Origin of the sequence: Acidovorax sp. FG27, from assembly GCF_040365715.1 — a bacterium.
Classification (GTDB): Bacteria; Pseudomonadota; Gammaproteobacteria; order Burkholderiales; family Burkholderiaceae_C; genus Paracidovorax.
This window is the reverse complement of the sequence record NZ_BAABVY010000007.1, coordinates 53,648-75,071: the sequence shown is the minus strand read 5'-3', so window position 1 is coordinate 75,071 and position 21,424 is coordinate 53,648. Positions and strand designations below refer to the sequence as shown.

General features: G+C 70.2%; 21 protein-coding genes. 13 read left to right on the top strand and 8 right to left on the bottom strand.

Annotated features, from left to right (window positions below; translation table 11 throughout):
* The first annotated feature begins 61 nt into the window (after positions 1-61).
* The 7 genes from ABWV53_RS04710 (at position 62) to holA (ending at position 7,227) form a co-directional block, all read left to right on the top strand.
* Positions 62-610, top strand: coding sequence for an outer membrane protein assembly factor BamE (locus ABWV53_RS04710; RefSeq protein ID WP_056668926.1), 549 nt, complete (start codon positions 62-64; stop codon positions 608-610).
* An 82-nt stretch (positions 611-692) separates the two neighbouring features.
* On the top strand, positions 693-1,514 hold the full coding sequence (gene dapB / locus ABWV53_RS04705; RefSeq protein ID WP_353363437.1) for a 4-hydroxy-tetrahydrodipicolinate reductase: 822 nt from the start codon (positions 693-695) through the stop codon (positions 1,512-1,514).
* Between the two features lie 37 nt (positions 1,515-1,551).
* Positions 1,552-2,253 (top strand): MotA/TolQ/ExbB proton channel family protein, encoded by a 702-nt coding sequence (locus ABWV53_RS04700; RefSeq protein WP_353363435.1) that lies wholly within the window; start codon positions 1,552-1,554, stop codon positions 2,251-2,253.
* 23 nt (positions 2,254-2,276) lie between these two features.
* Positions 2,277-2,702: an ExbD/TolR family protein gene (locus tag ABWV53_RS04695; RefSeq protein ID WP_353363433.1), complete on the top strand. Its 426-nt coding sequence runs from the start codon at positions 2,277-2,279 to the stop codon at positions 2,700-2,702.
* A 95-nt stretch (positions 2,703-2,797) separates the two neighbouring features.
* The gene (leuS, locus tag ABWV53_RS04690; RefSeq protein ID WP_353363431.1) at positions 2,798-5,491 is read left to right on the top strand and encodes a leucine--tRNA ligase; all 2,694 of its coding nucleotides are present in this window, start codon (positions 2,798-2,800) and stop codon (positions 5,489-5,491) included.
* A gap of 17 nt (positions 5,492-5,508) precedes the next feature.
* Complete coding sequence (locus tag ABWV53_RS04685) at positions 5,509-6,018, top strand: LPS-assembly lipoprotein LptE (RefSeq protein ID WP_353363429.1); 510 nt, start codon at positions 5,509-5,511, stop codon at positions 6,016-6,018.
* A 156-nt stretch (positions 6,019-6,174) separates the two neighbouring features.
* Positions 6,175-7,227, top strand: coding sequence for a DNA polymerase III subunit delta (holA, locus tag ABWV53_RS04680; protein WP_353363147.1), 1,053 nt, complete (start codon positions 6,175-6,177; stop codon positions 7,225-7,227).
* A 23-nt stretch (positions 7,228-7,250) separates the two neighbouring features.
* Here holA and ABWV53_RS04675 read toward each other — a convergent pair whose 3' ends face one another.
* Positions 7,251-8,189, bottom strand: coding sequence for a LysR substrate-binding domain-containing protein (locus ABWV53_RS04675; RefSeq protein ID WP_353363155.1), 939 nt, complete (start codon positions 8,187-8,189; stop codon positions 7,251-7,253).
* A 92-nt stretch (positions 8,190-8,281) separates the two neighbouring features.
* Here ABWV53_RS04675 and ABWV53_RS04670 point away from each other — a divergent pair, with 92 nt between their 5' ends.
* Positions 8,282-9,205, top strand: coding sequence for a carbon-nitrogen hydrolase family protein (locus ABWV53_RS04670; protein WP_353363149.1), 924 nt, complete (start codon positions 8,282-8,284; stop codon positions 9,203-9,205).
* A 29-nt stretch (positions 9,206-9,234) separates the two neighbouring features.
* On the opposite strand, the gene ABWV53_RS04665 is transcribed toward ABWV53_RS04670, so the two are convergent.
* The 7 genes from ABWV53_RS04665 to hemB all read right to left on the bottom strand — a co-directional run bounded on the left by ABWV53_RS04665 (position 9,235) and on the right by hemB (position 17,163).
* Positions 9,235-9,531, bottom strand: a complete 297-nt coding sequence (locus tag ABWV53_RS04665) for a hypothetical protein (protein ID WP_353363151.1) — start codon at positions 9,529-9,531, stop codon at positions 9,235-9,237.
* Positions 9,532-9,606: 75 nt separating this feature from the next.
* A complete protein-coding gene (locus ABWV53_RS04660; protein ID WP_353363427.1) occupies positions 9,607-11,235 on the bottom strand; it encodes a DHA2 family efflux MFS transporter permease subunit in 1,629 nt (542 codons plus the stop codon).
* Between the two features lie 25 nt (positions 11,236-11,260).
* Positions 11,261-12,517 carry an HlyD family secretion protein gene (locus ABWV53_RS04655; RefSeq protein WP_353363426.1) on the bottom strand — a complete coding sequence of 419 codons (1,257 nt, stop codon included), beginning with the start codon at positions 12,515-12,517 and terminating at the stop codon, positions 11,261-11,263.
* Between the two features lie 28 nt (positions 12,518-12,545).
* Complete coding sequence (locus ABWV53_RS04650; protein WP_353363424.1) at positions 12,546-14,096, bottom strand: efflux transporter outer membrane subunit; 1,551 nt, start codon at positions 14,094-14,096, stop codon at positions 12,546-12,548.
* 58 nt (positions 14,097-14,154) lie between these two features.
* On the bottom strand, positions 14,155-14,673 hold the full coding sequence (locus tag ABWV53_RS04645) for a MarR family winged helix-turn-helix transcriptional regulator (RefSeq protein WP_353363422.1): 519 nt from the start codon (positions 14,671-14,673) through the stop codon (positions 14,155-14,157).
* 136 nt (positions 14,674-14,809) lie between these two features.
* On the bottom strand, positions 14,810-16,078 hold the full coding sequence (locus ABWV53_RS04640; protein ID WP_353363420.1) for a magnesium transporter CorA family protein: 1,269 nt from the start codon (positions 16,076-16,078) through the stop codon (positions 14,810-14,812).
* 74 nt (positions 16,079-16,152) lie between these two features.
* Positions 16,153-17,163, bottom strand: coding sequence for a porphobilinogen synthase (hemB, locus tag ABWV53_RS04635; protein ID WP_353363418.1), 1,011 nt, complete (start codon positions 17,161-17,163; stop codon positions 16,153-16,155).
* A gap of 68 nt (positions 17,164-17,231) precedes the next feature.
* Here hemB and ABWV53_RS04630 point away from each other — a divergent pair, with 68 nt between their 5' ends.
* The 5 genes from ABWV53_RS04630 (at position 17,232) to ABWV53_RS04610 (ending at position 21,298) form a co-directional block, all read left to right on the top strand.
* Entirely contained in the window at positions 17,232-17,660 is a 429-nt protein-coding gene (locus ABWV53_RS04630; RefSeq protein ID WP_353363416.1) for a CopD family protein, read from the top strand.
* A gap of 33 nt (positions 17,661-17,693) precedes the next feature.
* Positions 17,694-18,815 carry a VanZ family protein gene (locus ABWV53_RS04625; protein WP_353363414.1) on the top strand — a complete coding sequence of 374 codons (1,122 nt, stop codon included), beginning with the start codon at positions 17,694-17,696 and terminating at the stop codon, positions 18,813-18,815.
* Positions 18,816-18,889: 74 nt separating this feature from the next.
* Positions 18,890-19,273: a (2Fe-2S) ferredoxin domain-containing protein gene (locus tag ABWV53_RS04620; RefSeq protein ID WP_353363412.1), complete on the top strand. Its 384-nt coding sequence runs from the start codon at positions 18,890-18,892 to the stop codon at positions 19,271-19,273.
* A gap of 97 nt (positions 19,274-19,370) precedes the next feature.
* Complete coding sequence (locus ABWV53_RS04615) at positions 19,371-20,018, top strand: alpha/beta hydrolase (protein ID WP_353363410.1); 648 nt, start codon at positions 19,371-19,373, stop codon at positions 20,016-20,018.
* A gap of 110 nt (positions 20,019-20,128) precedes the next feature.
* Positions 20,129-21,298, top strand: coding sequence for a D-alanyl-D-alanine carboxypeptidase family protein (locus tag ABWV53_RS04610; protein ID WP_353363408.1), 1,170 nt, complete (start codon positions 20,129-20,131; stop codon positions 21,296-21,298).
* Positions 21,299-21,424 lie beyond the last annotated feature (126 nt).

Here is a 21,424-nt window from a genome sequence, read left to right as displayed (position 1 = left end):
CGCAACGGCCTCTGAAAACCAGCCGCTACAATGGACCGATCATATCGCTATGGCCCTCTCCATGTCTGTTCACGTCCGTGCTGGCGCCCGTTGGGCCGCCCTCCTGTTGACCGGCGCAAGCCTTGCGGCGTGCGGCACCTTCGACAACGTCAGCAACCGGGTGTCCAGCGTGATCACGCCCTACAAGGTCGACGTGGTGCAGGGCAACTTCGTCTCGCGCGAGCAGGTGCAGGCGCTGCAGCCCGGCATGGGCCGCCAGCAGGTCAAGGAGATCCTCGGCACGCCGCTGGTCACCAGCCTGTTCCACGGCGACCGCTGGGAATACGTGTTCACGCTCAAGCGCCCCGACGTCGAGGTGCAGACCCGCAAGCTGACCGTGTTCTTCAAGGGCGACGTGCTCGACCGCGTGGAGGGCGACGAGATGCCGACCGAGGCCGAATTCGTGGCCACGCTGGGCTCCAAGCGCGCCAAGTCCAAGGTGCCCGAACTCGAGGCGACCGAGGCGCAACTGGCCCGCTTCCCCAAGGCCGCGCCGCTGCCCGAACCCGCCTCCAGCCCCGTCCCGCCGCCAGCGTCGAGCTACCCGCCGCTCGAATCCACGGTGCGCTGAGCGCGTCTCCTTTCCGTTGCCGCCCGAGCCGCCCGCCCCTTGTGCCGGCCGGCTGCCGACCCGACCTCCCTTCCTGCCCGCCATGACCGCACCTTCCACCGCTCCCTGCCGCGTCGCCATCGCCGGCGCTTCCGGCCGCATGGGCCGCATGCTGATCGAGGCGCTGCGCGCCACCGACGACTGCGTGCTGGCCGGCGCGCTCGACGTGGCGGCCAGCCCCGCCATCGGCTCGGACGCCACGGCCTTCCTGGGCCAGGCCAGCGGCGTGGCCATCACCGACGACCTGCGCGAAGGCCTGAAGAGCGCCGACGTGCTGATCGACTTCACCCGCCCCGAGGGCACGCTGGCCCACCTGGCCCTCTGCGCCGAGCTGGGCGTGAAGATCGTCATCGGCACCACCGGCTTCACCGAGGCGCAGAAGCAAGAGATCGCCGCCTTCGCGCAGAAGACCGCCGTGGTCTTCGCGCCCAACATGAGCGTGGGCGTCAACGTCACCTTCAAGCTGCTGGAGATGGCGGCCAAGGTGCTCGCCACCGGCTACGACATCGAGATCATCGAGGCGCACCACCGCCACAAGGTGGACGCGCCCTCGGGCACCGCGCTGAAGATGGGCGAGGTGGTGGCCGCCGCCCTTGGCCGCGACCTCAAAGACTGCGCCGTCTACGCCCGCGAAGGCGTGACCGGCGAGCGCGACCCCTCCACCATCGGCTTTTCGGCCATCCGCGGCGGCGACATCGTGGGCGACCACACCGTGCTCTTCGCCGGCACCGGCGAGCGCATCGAGATCACGCACAAGTCCTCCAGCCGCGCCGGCTATGCGCAGGGCAGCCTGCGGGCCGTGCGCTTCCTGCGGTCGCAGCGCACCGGCCTCTTCGACATGCTGGACGTGCTGGGCCTGAACTAAGGCGGCTCGCCCACCCAACGACGACCGGGAGCCTTCCATGGACCTGCTGCACTGGTGGCGCGAGGGCGATGCGGTCACCCGCGGCACGGCGCTGCTGCTGCTGGCCATGTCGGTCGCCAGCTGGGTCGTCATCTGCTGGAAGACCTGGCTGCTGCGCGGCGCCCGGCAGGGCGTGCTGCGCGGCACGGCGGCGTTCTGGCAGGCACCCAGCCTGGCGGTCGCGCGCCAGCGCCTGGAGTCCTTCGATGCCCTGGCGCTGGTGCTGCCTATGGTTGTTGCTATTGAAAATATAGCAAACAAGGCCGTGGACCCCGCTGACCCCGCCACCACCCTTGCCACCCGCGCCAGCCGCGCGCAGCAGCTCACCCGCCTGCTGCGGGGCGCGCTGCACGGCGTGCTGCGCCGCCTGCAGTTCGGCCAGGTGCTGCTGGCCACCGTGGGCGCCACGGCGCCTTTCGTCGGCCTGCTGGGCACGGTGTGGGGCATCTTCCATGCGCTCACCGCCATCGCCGGGGCCGGGCAGATCAGCATCGAGCGCGTGGCCGGCCCGGTGGGCGAGGCGCTGGTGATGACCGCCGCCGGCCTGGCCGTGGCGCTGCCCGCCGTGCTGGCCTACAACGTCTTCGGCCGCATCATCGGCGGCGTGGAGGCCGAGCTGGAAGGCTTCGCGCACGACCTGCGCGAGCTGGTGCTCGATGCGCCGGGCGCGCCCGCCGCCCCTGCCTGCGCGCACCCCTGACCGCGACCCCGGGACGCGCCCCCATGGCATTCGGCCGCATCGACCGCACCCCCGCCGGGCCGCGCCCGTTCAGCGACATCAACGTCACCCCGCTGGTGGACGTGATGCTGGTGCTGGTGGTCATCTTTTTGCTCACCGCGCCGCTCCTCGCCAGCTCCATCCGGCTCGAGCTGCCGCGTGCCGAGGGCACCGCCACCGGCGCCGCGCCGCAGTCGCTCGCGCTCGCCATCGACCGCGCCGGCCAGGTGTTCGTGGAGGGCGAGGCGGTGGAGGCCGGCGCGCTGGCCCAGCGGCTGGCGCGGGCCGCGCAGGAGCGCCCCGGCACCGAGATCCAGCTGCGCGCCGATGCCGCCGTGCCCTATGGCCGCGTGGTGGAGGTGATGGGCCTGGCCCACGCCGCCGGGCTCACGCGCATCGGCTTCGTGGCCGAGCCGCGCCCGGCGCGCTAGCCGCTGCCGGCTTGGCGGCGCATCGCGCCTAAAATCGCCGGCTGACTCCCGCCTACCCCTTTGTTCGCGGCCGCGCCCCGTCGGCCCGCCCTTCCATGCAAGACAAGTACCACCACGCCGAAGTCGAGCGCGCAGCGCACAGCCACTGGACCGCCGCAGACGCCTACCGTGTGACCGAAGACGCAAGCCGGCCGAAGTTCTATGCCTGCTCGATGCTGCCCTACCCCAGCGGCAAGCTGCACATGGGCCACGTGCGCAACTACACCATCAACGACATGCTCACGCGCCAGTTGCGCATGAAGGGCATGAACGTGCTCATGCCCATGGGCTGGGACGCCTTCGGCCTCCCGGCCGAGAACGCCGCGCTGAAGAACGGCGTGCCCCCCGCGAAGTGGACGTACGAGAACATCGCGTACATGAAAAAGCAGATGCAGGCGATGGGGCTCGCCATCGACTGGTCGCGCGAGGTCGCCACCTGCGACCCCGAGTACTACCGCTGGAACCAGTGGCTGTTCCTGAAGATGCTGGAAAAGGGCATCGCCTACCGCAAGACCCAGGTCGTCAACTGGGACCCGGTGGACCAGACCGTGCTGGCCAACGAGCAGGTGATCGACGGGCGCGGCTGGCGTACCGGCGCGCTGGTGGAAAAGCGCGAGATCCCGGGCTACTACCTGAAGATCACCGACTACGCCGAAGAGCTGCTGGACAACGTGCGCGGCGACCGCATGCCCGGCTGGCCCGAGCGCGTGAAGCTGATGCAGGACAACTGGATCGGCAAGAGCGAGGGCGTGCGCTTCGCCTTCCCGCACGACATCCGCGGCGAAGACGGCACGCTGATCGGCGACGGCCGCATGTACGTCTTCACCACCCGCGCCGACACCATCATGGGCGTCACCTTCTGCGCCGTGGCGCCGGAGCACCCGCTGGCCGCGCACGCCGCGCGCGGCAACCCCGCCATCGCCGCCTTCATCGAGGAATGCAAGGCCGGCGGCACCACCGAGGCCGAGCTCGCCACGCAGGAAAAGAAGGGCGTGCGCACCGGCCTCTTCGTCACCCACCCGCTGACCGAGGAGCCGGTGGAGGTCTGGGTCGGCAACTACGTGCTGATGAGCTACGGCGACGGCGCCGTGATGGGCGTGCCCGCGCACGACGAGCGCGACTTCGCGTTCGCGCTGAAATACGGCATCGAGATCAAGCAGGTCGTGCTGGTCGATGGCGAGCACTACGACTACCACCGCTGGCAGGACTGGTACGGCGACAAACAGCGCGGCGTCACCATCAATTCGGACAGCTTCAGCGGCCTGAACCACAAGGACGCGGTGGCCGCCGTGGCCCACGCCCTGCACCAGAAGGGCCTGGGAGACCTGAAGACCACCTGGCGCCTGCGCGACTGGGGCGTGAGCCGCCAGCGCTACTGGGGCACGCCCATCCCCATCATCCACTGCAACGAGCACGGCGCCGTGCCCGTGCCCGAGAAGGACCTGCCCGTGGTGCTGCCGCAGGACTGCATCCCGGACGGCTCCGGCAACCCGCTGCACAAGCACGAGGGCTTCCATGCCGGCGTGACCTGCCCGGTCTGCGGCAAGCCCGCCCGCCGCGAGACCGACACCATGGACACCTTCGTGGACTCGTCCTGGTACTTCATGCGCTACTGCGACCCGAAGAACGACGAAGCCATGGTGGCCGACGGCGCGAAGTACTGGATGCCGATGGACCAGTACATCGGCGGCATCGAACACGCGATTCTTCACCTGCTGTACGCGCGCTTCTGGACCAAGGTCATGCGCGACCTGGGGCTGGTGTCGGTGGACGAACCCTTCACCAGGCTGCTCACCCAAGGCATGGTGCTCAACCACATCTATTCGCGCCGCACCGACAAGGGCGGCAAGGAATACTTCTGGCCGCACGACGTGGAACACGTGCTCGATGACGGCGGCAAGATCGTCGGCGCCAAGCTCAAGAACGCGGTCGAAAGCGGTGGCGTGACGCTGCCCGCGGGCATGCCCATCGACTACGAGGGCGTGGGCACCATGTCCAAGTCCAAGAACAACGGCGTCGATCCGCAGGACCTGATCGAGAAGTACGGCGCCGACACCGCCCGCCTCTACACCATGTTCACCGCGCCGCCCGAAGCCACGCTGGAGTGGAACGACGCGGCGGTGGAAGGCAGCTACCGCTTCCTGCGCCGGGTATGGAACTTCGGCGTGAAGCTGGGCGCGCTGGACAAGTCGGCTGCCCTCGACAGCGTGGCCGGCGCCGCCACCCTGCAGGACGTGGTCTTCGGCAAGGAGGCCAAGGCGCTGCGGCTGGAGATCCACACCGTGCTCAAGCAGGTGGACTACGACTACCAGCGCATGCAGTACAACACCGTGGTCTCCGGCGCGATGAAGATGATCAACGCGCTGGAAGACTTCAAGGCGATGGACAGCGCCGGCGCCGCCGTCGCGCTGATCGAAGGCTTCGGCATTTTGCTGCGCGTGCTCTACCCCGCGACGCCCCACATCACCCATGCGCTCTGGAGCGAGCTGGGCTACGCCGGCGTGCTGGGCGACCTGCTGGACGCTGCCTGGCCCCAGGTGGACGACGGCGCGCTGGTGCAGGACGAGCTGGAGCTGATGCTGCAGGTGAACGGCAAGCTGCGCGGCTCCATCCACGTGCCGGCATCGGCCGACAAGGCCGCCATCGAGCAGGCTGCCGTCGCGAGCGAGGCCTTCCGCCAGTTCGCCCCGGACGCCACGCCCAAGAAGGTCATCGTGGTGCCCGGCCGCCTGGTCAACATCGTGATCTGAGCCGGAACGACACCGCCATGCAAAAACGCTCCCTTCTCGTCTGGCTGGCCGCCGCGCCGCTCGCCGCCTGCGGCTTTCGCCTGCGCGGCGCGCCGGACTTCAGCTTCCGCTCGCTCTACGTGCAGTCGCAGCCCGGCTCCGCCATCGCGCGCGAGCTGCGGCGCACGCTGCAGGGCTCGGGCGGCAACCTCACGCTGCTCACCGAGCCCGCCCAGCTGCCGCAGGCCGAGGCCATCCTCGACATCCTCTCCGAGCAGCAGGAGCGCGTGGTGGTGGGCCTGAACGCCTCCGGCCAGGTGCGCGAGCTGCAGCTGCGACTGCGGCTGCGGTTCGGCCTGCGCACCCCGCAGGGCGTGGAGCTGATCGCGCCGACCGATCTGCTGCAGCAGCGCGACGTGAGCTACAACGAGTCGGTGGCGCTGTCCAAGGAAGGCGAGGAAGCCCTGCTGTTCCGCAACATGCAGACCGACCTGGTGCAGCAGCTTATGCGCCGCCTGGCCGCCGTGAAGGTCGGTGCCGCTTCCTGACGGGGGCATGCAGCCCCCTCCCATGGCGTTCCGGCGCGGGCCAGCCCCACCGGCCGGCCAGCCATTCCTCATCGGATTTGCTATGGTTTGTATAGCTGGTTGCGCTTATGGAATAAGCGCTGCAGCCAGTTTTTGTTCTGAAAAGGGGCCGTTGCCATGCAGATTGCGCTGAACCAGCTGACCGCGCAGCTGCACAAAGGCCTGCGCCCGCTCTACACCCTGCACGGCGACGAGCCGCTGCTGCAGCAGGAGGCGGCCGACGCCATCCGCTCGGCGGCGCGGGCGCAGGGCTACACCGAACGCAGCAGCTTCACCGTCGCCGGCGCGCACTTCGACTGGAGCGCGGTGCTGGCGGCGGGCGGCTCGCTCTCGCTGTTTGCCGACAAGCAGATCGTCGAGATCCGCATCCCTTCCGGCAAACCCGGCAAGGACGGCAGCACCGCGCTGCAGCAGATCGCCGCCGCCGCGCAGGGCAACGACAGCACCCTCACCCTGGTGCTGCTGCCCCGGCTCGACAAGTCCACGCGCACCGGCGCCTGGTTCGCCGCGCTGGAGTCGAATGGCGCCACGGTGCAGATCGACCCGGTGGAGCGCGCCGCGCTGCCCACCTGGATCGCCCAGCGCCTGGGCGCGCAGGGCCAGCGCGTGGCGCCGGGCGACGAAGGCCAGCGCACGCTGCAGTTCTTCGCCGACCGGGTGGAGGGCAACCTGCTGGCCGCGCACCAGGAAATCGCCAAGCTCGCCCTGCTGCACCCGCCGGGCGAGCTGTCGCTCGCCCAGGTCGAAGCGGCCGTGCTGAACGTGGCGCGCTACGACGTCTTCAAGCTGTCCGAGGCCGTGCTCTCGGGCCAGGTGCTGCGCGTGCAGCGCATGCTCGACGGCCTGCAGGCCGAAGGCGAGGCCGAGGTGCTGGTGCACTGGGCGCTGGCCGAAGACATCCGCGCGCTCAAACGGGTGAAAGACGCCGTGAACGCCGGCAAGCCGCTGCCCATGGCCTTGCGGGAGAACCGGGTCTGGGGCGCGAAGGAGCGGCTCTTCGAGCGCATCGTCCCGCGCTTCTCCGACGCCGCCGCCGCCCGCCTGCTGCAGTCGGCCCACACCGTGGACGGCATCGTCAAGGGCCTGAAAGTGCCCGACTGGCCCACCGACGGCTGGCAGGCGCTGCAGCGGCTGGCGCTGCAGCTGTGCAAGGCGTGCGCAGGGCGCTGAGACCGGGTCCTGGATAGGCTAAGTCAGGATGCGCGCGTGCCGCCTTGCAGGCCGTGGACTGGATCCTCGCAGGCCTGTCTCACCAGCGCCTTCAAGCGCTGGATGGCAGCATCGCGGACACTGTCCTTGCGCCAGCCCAGTTCGACGGCGAAACGGGGCAGGGGCAGCGGGCACTCCGTCCAGTGAAGCGGGCTTGCCCGAGCCAGTGCCCGAGCGGCGTGTTGCGGCAGGGTCGCGATGCACTCGCTTCCCACCAGCAGGTACGGCAGCGCCGCGAAATGCGTGGTCGATGCATGCACCCGGCGGCTCGCGCCGCGCGCCTTGAGGGCTTCGTCGACCACTCCCACATAGCCCTGCGCGGACACCAGCAGGTGGCCTCTGCGCAGGTATTCCTCCAGCGGGAGGGGGCCGTCGCGCAGCCAGCGGCTGTCGCCCACGCAGGCGTATCCGGCCATGCCGATGACCTCGCGGCCCAGCGTGCTGGACGTGGTGCCTCCCGCCGTTAGGCTCAGGTCGATCTCGCGGGACATCAGCATGTCACTGACCACCAGACTGTGCGTCTGCCTGAAGATCAGGCGAAGGCCGGGCATGTGGGCTGCCACCAGCTGGATCAGCCGGCCGCCAATCGCCACTTCGTAGTCGTCCGACAGGCCCAGCCTCAGCGTGCGCGAGGCCTGGCCGGACAACTGGGCGGACGCTGCCAGGCTCTGGCGGCAATCGTCGAGCGCTTGCGCGATGAGCGGCCTCAGTTCCAGCGCACGCGGTGTCGGCCGCAGTCCCCGGCCGGTTCGCTCGAAGAGGTGGTCCGCATAGAGCACCCGCAAGCGCGCCAGCGCGGCACTGACGGCCGACTGGGTCAGGTGCAGCCGAACGCCCGCCCTGCCCGCTCCACCTTCTTCATACAGCGCCTCGAAGACCTTCAGCAGATTCAGGTCTACTCGAGAGAAATCGATGGGATTCATATCTGATAGCCAGTTGGGACCGTTGATCGTCGAGACGCCCGCGTGCAGCATCGAAGCATCCATTCACTCACTGCCAACCAGCCATCCGACCGATGAACACTCAAACCGTTGCCGCTCTCCAGATCGGATCTTCGCCATTGGGCACTGCGCAAACGCTGCAAGACATTCTTGATTATCAGGACGAGATCAAGGCCAGCGGCGCAGTGCTGGTGGTGATGCCGGAAGCCTTGCTCGGCGGATATCCCAAGGGGGAGCTGTTCGGCACCCACCTGGGTTACCGCACACCTGAGGGTCGAGAGGCTTTCGCCCGCTACTTCCACGAGGCCATCGATGTGCCAGGCCCCGAGACCGATGCGCTGGCCGCGATGTCCGAGAAGACGGGAGCCGCCATTGTCATTGGCGTGATCGAGCGAGACGGAAACACGCTGTACTGCACCGCTCTGTTCTTCACCCCGCAGGACGGGCTGGCCGCCAAGCACCGCAAGCTGATGCCCACCGGGACAGAGAGGCTGATCTGGGGGCAGGGCGACGGCTCGACCCTGCCGGTACTGCAGACGGCAGCGGGGCGCATCGGCGCTGCGATCTGCTGGGAAAACCACATGCCGCTGCTGAGAACGGCGATGTACGCGAAGGGTGTGCAGGTCTGGTGCGCGCCCACGGTCGACGACCGCGACATCTGGCAGGCGACCATGCGACATATCGCGCATGAAGGCCGGATGTTCCTCGTTTGCGCGTGCCAAGTGAAACCGTCGCCCAAGGCCCTTGGCATCGACGCGCCGCACTGGGACGCAGACCGGCCGCTGATTCAAGGCAACAGCATGATCGTCGGACCGCTGGGTGATGTCCTGGCGGGTCCATTGAAGAACGAGACAGGCTTGCTGACTGCGCAGATCGACCTTGCCGAGCTAACACGCGCGAAGTACGACTTCGACGTCGTAGGGCATTACGCGCGGCCGGATGTGTTCTCGCTCTCGGTGGATGGGCGCGCCAAGGCGGCAGTGTCTTTCCAGGATTGATCCGGGGGTACTGGGATCAGCGGTGCATGCTACCCGGTGCCTGTTTGTGCCGCGACCGTCGCACCCGCCTTGTCCGCCCACATCTGCAAGCTGTCCACCAGATCCTGCTGGCTGAAGGAGCAGCTCTCCTCGGCGAACAGCGCGCCCGACTCCAGCCGGTCCAGCAGGCCCAGCAGCACCTCGTCGTACCGGGCGGGCAGTGCGCCGCGCAGCGCGCCCAGCGCCCGCGCCGTGTCGCTGAAGGCATGCGGGCGCAATTCGCCCTGGCGCAGCCGGGCGAGGGCGGTGTGGAAGGCGGCGAGTTCGGTGGCGGCGGGCGTGGTCATGATGGGTCGTGAAGAAGGCGGCGAAAGAGCAGCCCCGAGCGTATCCGTTCGAGGCGCCCCCCCGGCTTCACCGGATCAGTGCGCCCCGGCCGCCGCGTCCGCGCTGCCGGCGCTCGCCCGCACCGGGTGCGCCAGCCAGACCAGCGGAATCAGGAGCAGGAACAGCACGGCCGAGGCATAGAAGATGTCGTTGGCGGCCAGCATATAGGCCTGCTGGTTCACCAGCCGCTCGACCTGGGCCAGCGCCTGGTCGGGCGCCAGGCCGCCGGCCTGCAGGCCCTGCAGCGTCTGCGTGACGGCGGTGCCGCCCTGCTGCAGCCCTTCGGTCAGCTGGGCGTGGTGCAGCTCGGCGCGGCGCTCCCAGAGCGTGGTCGACACGGAGGTGCCGATGGCGCCGGCCGTGATGCGCATGAAGTTCGACAGGCCTGAGGCCGACGGGATGCGGGCCGGCGCGATCTCCGACAGCGTGATGGTCACCAGCGGGATGAAGAAGAACGCCATGGCCACGCCCTGGATGATGGTGGGCACCATGATGGTCATCAGGTCGGCCTGGGTGTTGAAGCGCGAGCGCATCCACAGCACCAGCGCGAACACCAGGAAGGCGAAGGTGGCGAAGCGGCGCGGGTCCACCTTGGCGATGTTCTTTCCCACCACGGGCGAGAGCACCAGCGCCAGCAGGCCCACCGGCGCCAGCACCTCGCCGGCCTGCGTGGCGGTGTAGCCCATGTACTGCTGCAGCCAGAGGGGCAGCAGCACCACGTTGCCGAAGAAGAGGCCGTAGCCCACCGAGGTGGCCAGCGCGCCGGCCCAGAAGTTGCGGATCTTGAAGAGCGTCAGGTCCACCACCGGGTGGTCGTCGCCGCGCTCCCAGATCATGAAGGCGACGAAGCCCACCAGCGCGACCACGCCGCAGGCCACCACCCAGGGCGAGGCGAACCAGTCGTGCTCCTTCCCGATGTCCAGCATCACCTGCATGGCCGCCACCCAGATCACCAGCAGCGCCAGGCCGATGGAGTCGATGGGCAGCGCGCGGCGTTCCGACTCGCGCTTGTGGAAGATGCTCCAGGTCACCAGCACCGCCGCGATGCCGACCGGCACGTTGATGTAGAAGATCCACGGCCAGCTCATGTTGTCGGTGATCCAGCCGCCCAGGAGCGGCCCCATCACCGGCGCGATCAGCGTGGTCATGGACCACATCGCCATCGCCAGCCCGGCCAGCGCCTTGGGGTAGCTGGACAGCAGCAGCGACTGCGAAAGCGGAATCATCGGCCCGGCGACGAAGCCCTGCAGCGCGCGGAAGGCGATCAGCGTGGCCATGTTGGGCGCGATGCCGCACAAGAGCGACGCGATGACGAAGAGGGTAACGCTGGCCACGAACAGGCGCACCTGCCCGAAGCGCTGCGACAGCCACCCTGTCAGCGGCACGGCGATGGCGTTGGCCACCGCGAAGCTGGTGATGACCCAGGTGCCCTGCGTGGGGCTCACGCCCAGGTCGCCCGCGATGGCGGGCAGGGACACGTTGGCGATGGAGGTGTCCAGCACGTTCATGAACGTGGCCGCCGACAAGGCCAGCGTGCCCCAGAGGCGGGCGCTGCCTTCCAGCGGCGGGTGGGCCGCGCCGGGCGCCGGGCCCGGGGCGGGTGCGGCCGGCGCGGCACGAGGTGCCGGGGCGGCGTCTGCGGGAGATGCGGTGGCGGTGGTCATGCGCGCTCTTGCCTTGCCCGGCCGTTCAGTGGACCGACCGGGCCGTCTTCACGCCGCCGGTGTTGGCCGCGATGATGCGGGCCACTTCCGCGTCCGCGCCCTGGTCCAGCCCGGCGTAGACGCTGGTCTGCGCCACGGGCTCGGTGCGCGGCGCGCCCGCCAGCAGGGCGCCGCCGCGCTGCTGCGTGTTCACCGTGACGTCCATCGACAGGCCCACGCGCAGCGGGTGTTCCTGGACCTGGGCCGCGTCCAGCGCGATGCGCACGGGCACGCGCTGCACCACCTTGATCCAGTTGCCGGTGGCGTTCTGCGCCGGCAGCAGCGCGAAGGCCGAGCCGGTGCCCACGCCCAGGCCGGCGACGGTGCCGGTGTATTCCACCTTCTTGCCGTACAGGTCGGCCGTCAGCGTGGCGGGCTGGCCCAGGCGCAGGTTGCGCAGCTGGTTTTCCTTGAAGTTCGCGTCCACCCACACCTGGCCCAGCGGCACGATGGTCATCAGCGGCGCGCCGGGCGCCACGCGCTGGCCGAGCTGCACGGTGCGGCGGGCGACGTAGCCGTCCACCGGCGCGGGCAGGGCGGTGCGGCGCTCGGCCAGATAGGCTTCGCGCACCTTGGCGGCGGCAGCCAGCACGTTGGGGTTCTCCTGCACCGGCACGCCCTGGGTCAGCGACTGATTGCTGGAGAGCTGCTCGCGGGCGGCCTCCACGCCGGCCTGGGCGGCGGCCAGGGCCGAGCGGGCCGCGTCCACCTGGTTCTGCGCGTGCTGCAGCTCTTCCTTGGAGACGGCGCCATTGCCCGACAGCGACTGGCGGCGCTGCAGGTCCTGCTGGGCGCGGGCCACGTCCGACCGGGCCTTGGTCACCTCGGCCTGGCGCAGCGTGATCTGCGCGTTCAGCGAGCCGTTGTTCACGTACACCGTGCGCGCCTGGCGCACGGCCTGGGCCAGGCCCGCCTCGGCCTGCGCCAGCGCCACGCGGGCGTCGGCCGGGTCCAGCTGCACCAGCGGCGCGCCGGCCTTCACGAAGTCGGTGTCGTCGGCCAGGATGGACATCACCGTGCCGCCGGTCTGCGGCGTGATCTGGATGACGTTGCCCTGCACGTAGGCGTTGTCGGTGTTCTCGTAATGGCTGGCCACCAGCCAGTCGTACACGCCCCAGCCGGCGCCGGCCAGCACGACCACGGCGGCCAGGGTGATGAGGGCCTTGCGGCGGCCGGCCTTCTTGTCGGCGGGGGGCGGGGCGGGGGATGCGGAGTTCGCGGAAGCGGTTTGCGGTGCGTTCATGGTCGTGACTCGAAAAATGGGGGGGTGTTCAGCGGGCGGCGACGGCGCCGGGCGCGGCGGGCACGGTGGTGTCCTGCCAGCCGCCGCCCAGGGCGCGCATCAGCGCCACCTGGTTGTCCAGCCGCCGGGCGGCCAGGTCGACCGCCTGGCGGCGCTGGGCCAGCACGGTGGTTTCCGCGGCCAGCACGCTCAGGTAGGTGCCCAGGCCCGCCTGGTAGCGCTGGCGGGCGATGGCCCAGGTGCTCTCGGCGGCGGCCTCGGCCTGGCGCTGCTCGGCGGCCTGGCGGTCGATGGCGGCGGCCGAGGCGATCTGGTCGGCCGCGTCGTGCACTGCGTCCAGCAGGGCGGCGTTGTAGCTCCCCACCGCGGCGTCCAGGTCGGCCGACTGGCCGCGCAGGTTGGCGCGCAGGCGGCCGGAATCGAAGATCGGCAGGCGGATGGCGGGGCCCGCGCCCCATTCCTTGCTGCCCGCCTGCACGAAGCGGTCCAGCCCGATGGACGAGAGGCCGACGAAGGCCGTCAGGTTCACGTTCGGGTAGAACTGCGCGCGGGCCACGGCCACGTTCTGCGCGCTGGCTTCCACGCGCCAGCGGGCGGCGGCCACGTCGGGCCGGCGGCCCAGCAGGTCGGCCGGCAGCTGGGCGGGTGTTGCTATCGAATGTATAGCTGCCAGCGCTTGATCTTCAAGCGCCAGGGGCAGATTGGGCTCTCCTACCAGCGCGCCCAGGGCGTTGCGGGTCAGCGCCATCTGTTCGCGCAGCGCTTCGATCTGCTGGCGCGCCTCGGGCAGGCCGCCCTCGCTCTGGCGCTGCTCCAGCTGCGTGTCCAGCCCGGCGGCCACGCGGTCCTTGACCAGCTGCAGGGTTTCGCTGCGCTGCGCCAGCGTGCGCTCGGCCACGCCCAGTTGCGCCTGCAGGCGGGCCAGCTGGATGTAGTTGCGCGCCACGTTGGCGGCCAGCAGCAGGCGGGCGGACTGGGCCTCGGCCTGGGCGGCGTTGGCCGTGCCCAGGGCGGACTGCAGCGCGGCGCGGTGCTCGCCGAAGAAGTCGATCTCCCAGCTGCCGGTCAGGCGCGCCGTGCCGCTGTTGAGCGTGCTGCCGGCCAGCGGCGGCGGGTAGGGGCCGTTGGCGCTGTAGAGCTGGCGGTTCACGTCCAGGCTGCTGTTCAGGCGCGGGCCGGTGGCGGCGCGGGCGGTCTCGGTGAAGGCGTTGGCCTTGGCCACGCGGGCTTCGGCCACCTTCAGGTTGGGGCTCTGGGCCAGGGCGCGGTCGATGAGCGCGTTCAGCTGCGCATCGCCGAATCCGCGCCACCAGTCGGCGGGCACGGCGGCATCCACCTGCAGCGTGCCGGGCGGCGGCGCGGCGGGCAGGCCCAGCGAGGCCGCGTCGCGCATCTGGGCATGCGACGCGATGCCGGACATGTCGGCGCAGCCGGTCAGCCCCGGCAGGGCGGCGATGGCCAGCGCCAGCGTGGCGAAGTAGAGCGCCGCGCCCTTCAAGGGGCTGGGCTGGTCCGCGTCGCTGCGGGCGGCAGGCGCCGGCGTCGAGGCGGTAAGGGAGGGGGTGAGCTGGTTTTTCATGATGTTGTGCTCTGGGGACAGGCGAAGGGAAGGGAGGGGCGTGGGGTGCTGCGCCGTGTCAGCTGTCCGGGCCGGCCGGCGCACTGCCCGGCTCCAGCGCCAGGGCGTTGCCGTAGAGCCGGCCCAGAAAGCCGCGCAGCTGGGCCTCTTCCTCGGCGCTGAAGCCCTGCAGGAGCGAGCGCTGCATGCCCTGCAGCATGTCGGGCAGCTGCTGGGCGGCGGTGCGGCCTTCGTCGGTCAGTTCGATGTTGACGACGCGGCGGTCTTCCTGCGAGCGCTCGCGGCGCACCAGGCCCTTGGTCTCCAGCCGGTCCAGGAGGCGCGTCATGCCGCCCGCGTCCAGCTGGCAGATGCGCGCCAGGGCGGCGACGGTGCCGGTCTGGTCCAGCAGCAGACGCAGCAGCGGCTTCCACTGGGCATCGGTCAGCCCCAGGGGCTCGACCTGGCGGTCGATGTGCGCGCTCAGCTGCGTCACGATGCGGCGCAGCTGGTAGCCCAGGTGCTGCTCGATCGGGTGCGGCACGGGCCACTGCGGGTCCAGGCAGGCGGCGATGTCTTCGGAAGCGTCGGATTGCATGACCCCGATATTAATTGACTAAGCAATTAATGTTGCGGCACCCTTTGCCATGTCTGACATGCGCGCAGGGTCAATGCGGCCGGTAGCGTGGCCCGCGGAAAAACCGTGAGGGGAGCGGGCGCCGCCGTCCCGGGCGTCAGCCCTGCCCGGTGCGGGCCAGGTAGCGCTTGCGCCAGAACAGCGCGATCAGCGCGATGGCGATGACGGTCATCGAGCCCATGGCCCACCAGAAGCCGTCCTGCTTGTGCACCAGCGGAATGAACTCGAAGTTCATGCCGAAGATGCCTGCGATCAGGTTGAGCGGCAGGAACACGGCGGTGAGCGCCGTGAGCGTGCGCATGATGTCGTTGGTGCGGTTGCTCTGCACGCTGAAATGCATCTGCACGGCGGTCTCGGTGCTCTGTTCCAGCCGGCGCACGTGGTGCACCACGCGCTCGATGTGTTCCAGCACGTCGCGGCTGCGCACCTTCAGCAGGTCCAGTTCGCGCAGCGCGGGCACGGTGTCCGGCAGCGCCCAGGTTTCCAGCGTGTCCACCCAGTCCTGCACGGCGGCGCGCTGGTCTTCGCAGATCTCGTCGAGCTGGTGCAGCGTGAGCCGTGCCTCCAGCAGCGCGTTCCAGTTGGCGAAGCGGGCGCGGGGCTTGAGCAGCTCGGCCTGCCAGTGGTCGAGCTGGCGCGAGAGTTCGCGCCGCAGATCGAGGTAGTTGTCCACGATGAGGTTCACCACCCGCAGCATCAGGTCGGCCGGGCTGGTGGGCAGGCGCGAGCCGGCCGCGAAGCCGCCGCGCGCCTCGCGCAGCGCGGTTTCGCTGGCGGTGACGGCCGCCGCGCTCGCGGCCGGCGGCGGCGGGGGTGCCGTCTGCGCCGCCGCGCCGGGGGGGGCCGCCCCGGGTGAGGGCGCGACCGCGCCGTTGCCCGGCTGCGATGGCGACAGCAGCCGCGCGGCGAAGGCGTCGCGCACGGTGCAGTCCTCGGGGTGCACGGTCAGCAGCACCTGGTCGAACACGGCGAAGCCCACGGGGCTGGTGTCGATGCGCCGCAGCACCGGCGGCCCGCCCCGCTGCGGGGGGCCCGCATCCCCCGCGCCGGGCGGCACGGCGGTGTCGCACTGGGTGGCGGTGAGCCGGCGAAACACCAGCAGGTCGTACTGCGAGGTGTAGTCGTAGTGCGAGGGCAGGTGCGCGTTCAGCAGGTCGGACACGTGCAGGTCCACCAGGTGCAGGCCGGCGGTGGCCTGCAGCATGGCCTGCAGGCGGGGCAGCCGGGCGCTGAAGGCGGGGCGGGTGCAGGCGATCCAGAAGAAGCCGTGCGCGGGCGGTGCGGTGGGCAGCGCGTTCAGTTCGCGCGCCGCGCCCTGCTGGATGTGGAAGACGCGGATGGCGCCGGCGGAGGCTTCTTCGGTCAAAACAGGCTCCAGCGCCGTCCGTCGGGCGCCAACAGCTACGAGTTTAGTAGTGCCGGGCGTCCGGCGCCGTGGGATCAGCGGCGCTGCAGCAGGCGGGCGGCGTCGCGTGCGAAGTAGGTCAGCACGCCGTCGGCGCCGGCGCGCTTGAAGGCCAGCAGGCTTTCCATCATCACGGCGTCGTGGTCGAGCCAGCCGTTGGCGGCGGCGGCCTTGAGCATGGCGTATTCGCCGCTGACCTGGTAGGCGAAGGTGGGCACGCGGAATTCGTCCTTCACGCGGCGCACCACGTCCAGGTAGGGCATGCCGGGCTTGACCATCACCATGTCGGCGCCCTCGGCGATGTCCAGCGCCACTTCGCGCAGGGCCTCGTCGGTGTTGCCCGGGTCCATCTGGTAAACGTTCTTGTCCGCCTTGCCCAGGGCGCCGCGCGTGCCCACGGCGTCGCGGAAGGGGCCGTAGAAGGCGCTGGCGTACTTGGCGCTGTAGGCCATGATGCGGGTGTGGATGTGGCCCTGCACTTCCAGCGCGTCGCGGATGGCGCCGATGCGCCCGTCCATCATGTCGCTGGGCGCCACGATGTCCACGCCGGCCTCGGCATGCGTCAGCACCTGGCCCACCAGCACTTCCACCGTCTCGTCGTTGATGATGTAGCCGGCCTCGTCGAGCATGCCGTCCTGGCCGTGGCTGGTGTAGGGGTCCAGCGCCACGTCGGTCAGCACGCCCAGCTCGGGGAATTCCTTCTTCAGCGCCCGCACCACGCGCGGGATCAGGCCCTCGGGGTTGAGCGCTTCCTGGCCGTCGGGCGTCTTGAGCGCCGGGTCGATGGAGGGAAAGAGGGCCAGCACCGGAATGCCGAGCTTCACGCAGTCCTCGGCCACGGGCAGCAACAGGTCCAGGCTGAGCCGGTCCACCCCGGGCATCGACGTGACGGGCTGGCGCAGGTTCGTACCCTCGTGCACGAACACCGGGTAGATCAGGTCGTGCGGCGTGAGCACGTTCTCGCGCACCAGGTTGCGGGTGAAGGCATCGCGGCGCAGGCGGCGGGGGCGATGGGCGGGGAACGGGGTGGGGCTGGACAGATGCATGCCGAAATTGTGCGCCACATTGCGGCAGCCGGTACGTGGGCCCGATGGGGCGCCCGTACACTGGCCGCATGCTCTGGGTCAAAGCCTTTCACATCGTGTTCGTGGCCAGCTGGTTCGCGGGCCTTTTCTACCTGCCGCGCATCTTCGTCAACCTGGCCATGGTCGCGCCGGGCTCCGCCGCCGAGCGCGACCGGCTGCTGCTGATGGCGCGCAAGCTGCTGCGCTTCACCACGCTGCTGGCGGTGCCGGCGCTGGGGCTGGGCCTCTGGCTCTACCTGGGCTACGGCATCGGCCGGGGCCCGGGCAACGGCTGGATGCACGCCAAGCTGGCGGTGGTGGTGCTGGCCGTGGGCTACCACCATGCGTGCGGCGTGCTGCTGCGCAAGCTGGCGAGCGGCCAGAGCCGGCGCAGCCACCGCTGGTTCCGCTGGTTCAACGAGGTGCCCGTGCTGCTGCTCGTGGCGGCCGTGGTGCTGGTGGTCGTCAAGCCGTTCTGACCCGCGCCCCGGCGCCGCGCAGCGACACCCGCCGTGCACAAGACCTCCGCTTGGCCGCTCGCGCTGCTCTATGCGGCGCTGATCGTCTTCGCCAGCCTGTTTCCCTTCGAGGGCTGGCGCGAGCAGGGCATCTCGCCCTGGGTCTTCCTCACCGCGCGCATGCCGCCGCCCTACTGGACGTGGTTCGACGTCAACATCAACATGGGCGGCTACGCGCCCTTCGGCTTCCTGCTGGCGCTGGCCATGATGCGCAGCGGCTGGGCGCGCTGGGCGCTGCTGCTGGCCACCCTGGCGGGCACGCTGCTGTCGCTGTCGATGGAGTTTCTGCAGATCTACCTGCCGCGCCGCGTGCCGTCCAACATGGACCTGGCGCTGAACGCCGCCGGCACCCTGGTGGGCGCGCTGCTGGCCTGGCTGCTGGAGCGGCTGGGCGCCATCGACCGCTGGAGCCGGCTGCGCGCCCGCTGGTTCGTCGACGACGCGCGCGGCGCGCTGGTGCTGCTGGCGCTCTGGCCGCTGGCGCTGCTCTTTCCCGCCGCCGTCCCGTTCGGCCTGGGGCAGATGTGGGAGCGGCTGGAGGGGGCGCTGATCGACTGGCTGGAGGACACGCCCTTCCTGGAATGGCTGCCGGTGCGCACCGAGCCGCTGGAAGCGCTGTCGCCGGGCGCGGAGCTGCTGGCCGTGCTGCTGGGCGTGCTCATTCCCTGCCTGCTGGGCTTTTGCATCATGCGGCACCTGGGCCGGCGGGCGGTGTTCGCCCTCGGCACGGTCGCCGTGGGGGTGGGCGCGACCGCGCTGTCGGCCGCCATGAGCTGGGGGCCGGCCCATGCCTGGGAGTGGATCACCGTGCCCGCGAACCTGGGCCTCTGGGCGGGGCTGGTGGTGGCGCTGCTGCTCGTCGCCGTGCCGCGCCGGGCCTGCGCGGCCTTGCTGCTGCTGGCGCTGGCGCTGCACCTGAACCTGCTGAACCAGGCGCCTACCAGCGCGTACTTCGCCGAGACGCTGCAGGCCTGGGAGCAGGGCCGCTTCATCCGCTTCTTCGGGCTGGGCCAATGGCTGGGCTGGCTCTGGCCCTATGCGGCGCTGGTCTACGTGGTGCAGCGCGTGTCGCGCCGCGACCGGGAGACGGCGGCCGCCGCCGCGGCGGCGGGTTGAAGGCACGGGGCCGGCGTGTCGGCCGAGTGCCCGAGTGCGCCGGCGCCCTGCGGGGCGCGTCCTAGAATGACCGCATGAGCGACCACCCCACCACTGCCGCTGCTGCCGCCGCCGACAACGCACCGGCCGCGCCGCAATACTACGAACGCCACATCTTCTTTTGCCTGAACGACCGGGGCAAGGGCGAGGAAAGCTGCGCCCGCTACGGCGCGCAGGACGGCTTCGACCGCTGCAAGTCGCAGGTCAAGTCCGCCAAGCTGTCCGGACCCGGCAAGGTGCGGGTGAACAAGGCCGGCTGCCTGGACCGCTGCGCCGGCGGCCCCATCGCCGTCGTGTACCCGGAAGGCACCTGGTACACCTACGTCGACAAGGAAGACATCGACGAAATCGTCGAGTCGCACCTCAAGAACGGCCAGATCGTCGAGCGCCTGCTGACGCCGCCGGACGTGGGCCGCTGAGCCGCGCAACGCTCCTACCATCGAGCGATTCAGAGTGTTTTAGGCCGCCGGCGCCCGATCATCCAGCGCCGGCAGCTATTGATTTAATAGCAAAATCGTGAATTCCCAGACAGAACGGCTCACCCTGGAAGGCGCGGCCGGCGCCATCGAGGCGCTGCGCGACGCCGCCACCGTGGCCGAGGGTGCCGCACCGCGCGGCGTGGCCGTCATCGCCCATCCGCATCCGCTCTTCGGCGGCACCATGGACAACAAGGTGGTGCAGACGCTGGCGCGCGCCTTCGTCGGCAGCGGCTGGACGGCTGTGCGCTTCAACTTCCGCGGCGTGGGCGCCACCGCCGGCACGCACGACGAAGGCCGGGGCGAGCTGGACGACCTGCTGGCCGTGGTGCGCCAGGTCGCGCCGCAGGGGCCGCTGGCGCTGGCCGGGTTCTCGTTCGGCGCCTTCGTCACCAGCCATGCGCTGGAGCGGCTCTGGGCCGAGCGCCAGGCCGACATCCAGCGCGCCGTGCTGGTCGGCACGGCCGCCAGCCGCTTCACTGTGGCCCCGGTACCGCCCGAGGCACACCCGCGCACGCTGGTCGTGCATGGCGAGGCCGACGACACCGTGCCCCTGTCCGCGGTGATGGATTGGGCCCGCCCGCAGATACTGCCCGTTACCGTCGTGCCCGGAGGCGGCCATTTCTTTCACGGACAATTGCCGCTTTTGAAAAACCTGGTCACCCGCCACCTGCAGTCCGACCTGTGATGCCGGGCGCTGGCGTCTGACCCGGCCCGCCGGCGTCTGCGGCGTCCACCGCAGGTGCCTGCCTTTCCCCGTTCTTTTTCTGTCGTCTCCCTCAAGTGCCCGTGTCCTCCATGAAGTCCTTCCTGCCCTCGCTGCGAACCCTTGTCTGCGCCGTCCTGCTCGCGCCTGCCGCCCTGTGGGCCCAGGTGCAGGCGCCGCAGCCGCCCGAGATCGCCGCGCGCAACTACCTGCTGCTGGACGTGACCGCCGGCCAGGTGCTTGCGGCCAAGGACATCGACGCGCCGGTGGAGCAGGCCTCGCTCACCAAGCTGATGACCGGCTACCTGGTGTTCGACGCGCTGCGCGCCAAGAAGATCACGCTCGACCAGAAGCTGCCCGTGAGCGTGCGCGCCTGGAAGATGCCCGGCTCGCGCATGTTCATCGACCCCAAGATGCAGGTGCCGGTCGAAGACCTCATCAAGGGCATGATCGTGCAGTCGGGCAACGACGCCACGATGGCGCTGGCCGAAGGCGTGGGCGGCACGGCAGAGAACTTCGTCAAGCTGATGAACGACCAGGCCCAGGCGCTGGGCATGAAGGGCACGGCGTACAAGAACCCCGAGGGCCTGACCGAGCCCGGCCACACCACCACCGCGCGTGACCTGGGCGTGCTGGCCACCCGGCTGATGAAGGACTTCCCGGAGTACATGCACTACTACGCCACCAAGCAGTATGCCTACCCGGGCACGCCGGTGTCCAACGGCAGCAACCGCAACTCGCTGCTGTTCCGCGACCCCACGGTGGACGGCCTGAAGACCGGCCACACGGCGGCGGCCGGCTACTGCCTGGTGGCGACGTCCAAGCGCGAATTCCCGAACGTCGGCCAGCGCCGCCTGCTGTCCATCGTGCTCGGCACCACGAGCGAGAATGCCCGCGCCAACGAAACCCAGAAGCTGCTGAACTGGGGCTACACCGCCTTCGACGCCGTCAAGCTGTTCGACGCCGGCCAGCCCGCCGCGACGCCCGCCGTCTGGAAGGGCACGCAGAACACGCTCAAGATCGGCCGCGCCGACGCCATCGTCGTGACCGTGCCCTCGGGCAGCGCCGGCAAGGTCACGACGCAGATCGTGCGCCAGGATCCGCTGGTCGCGCCGTTCACCAAGGGCCAGCCGGTGGGCACGCTGAAGGTGTCCCTGGGCGAGCAGCCCATCGCCGAGGTGCCGCTGGTGGCGCTGGAGGCGGTGGACCAGGCCGGCATCTTCGGCCGCGCCTGGGACGCGATCCGCCTCTGGATCAAGTAAGCAGCGGCTTCCCCCCGGAGCGCTTTGCGCGCCTTCTCCCCTTCTCTCGAATGGCGCTGCCATTCGGCAGGGGAGACACTGCGGGCGCGGAGGCCCTTGCGCGGCGGTCCTGGCACGGGCTGTGCG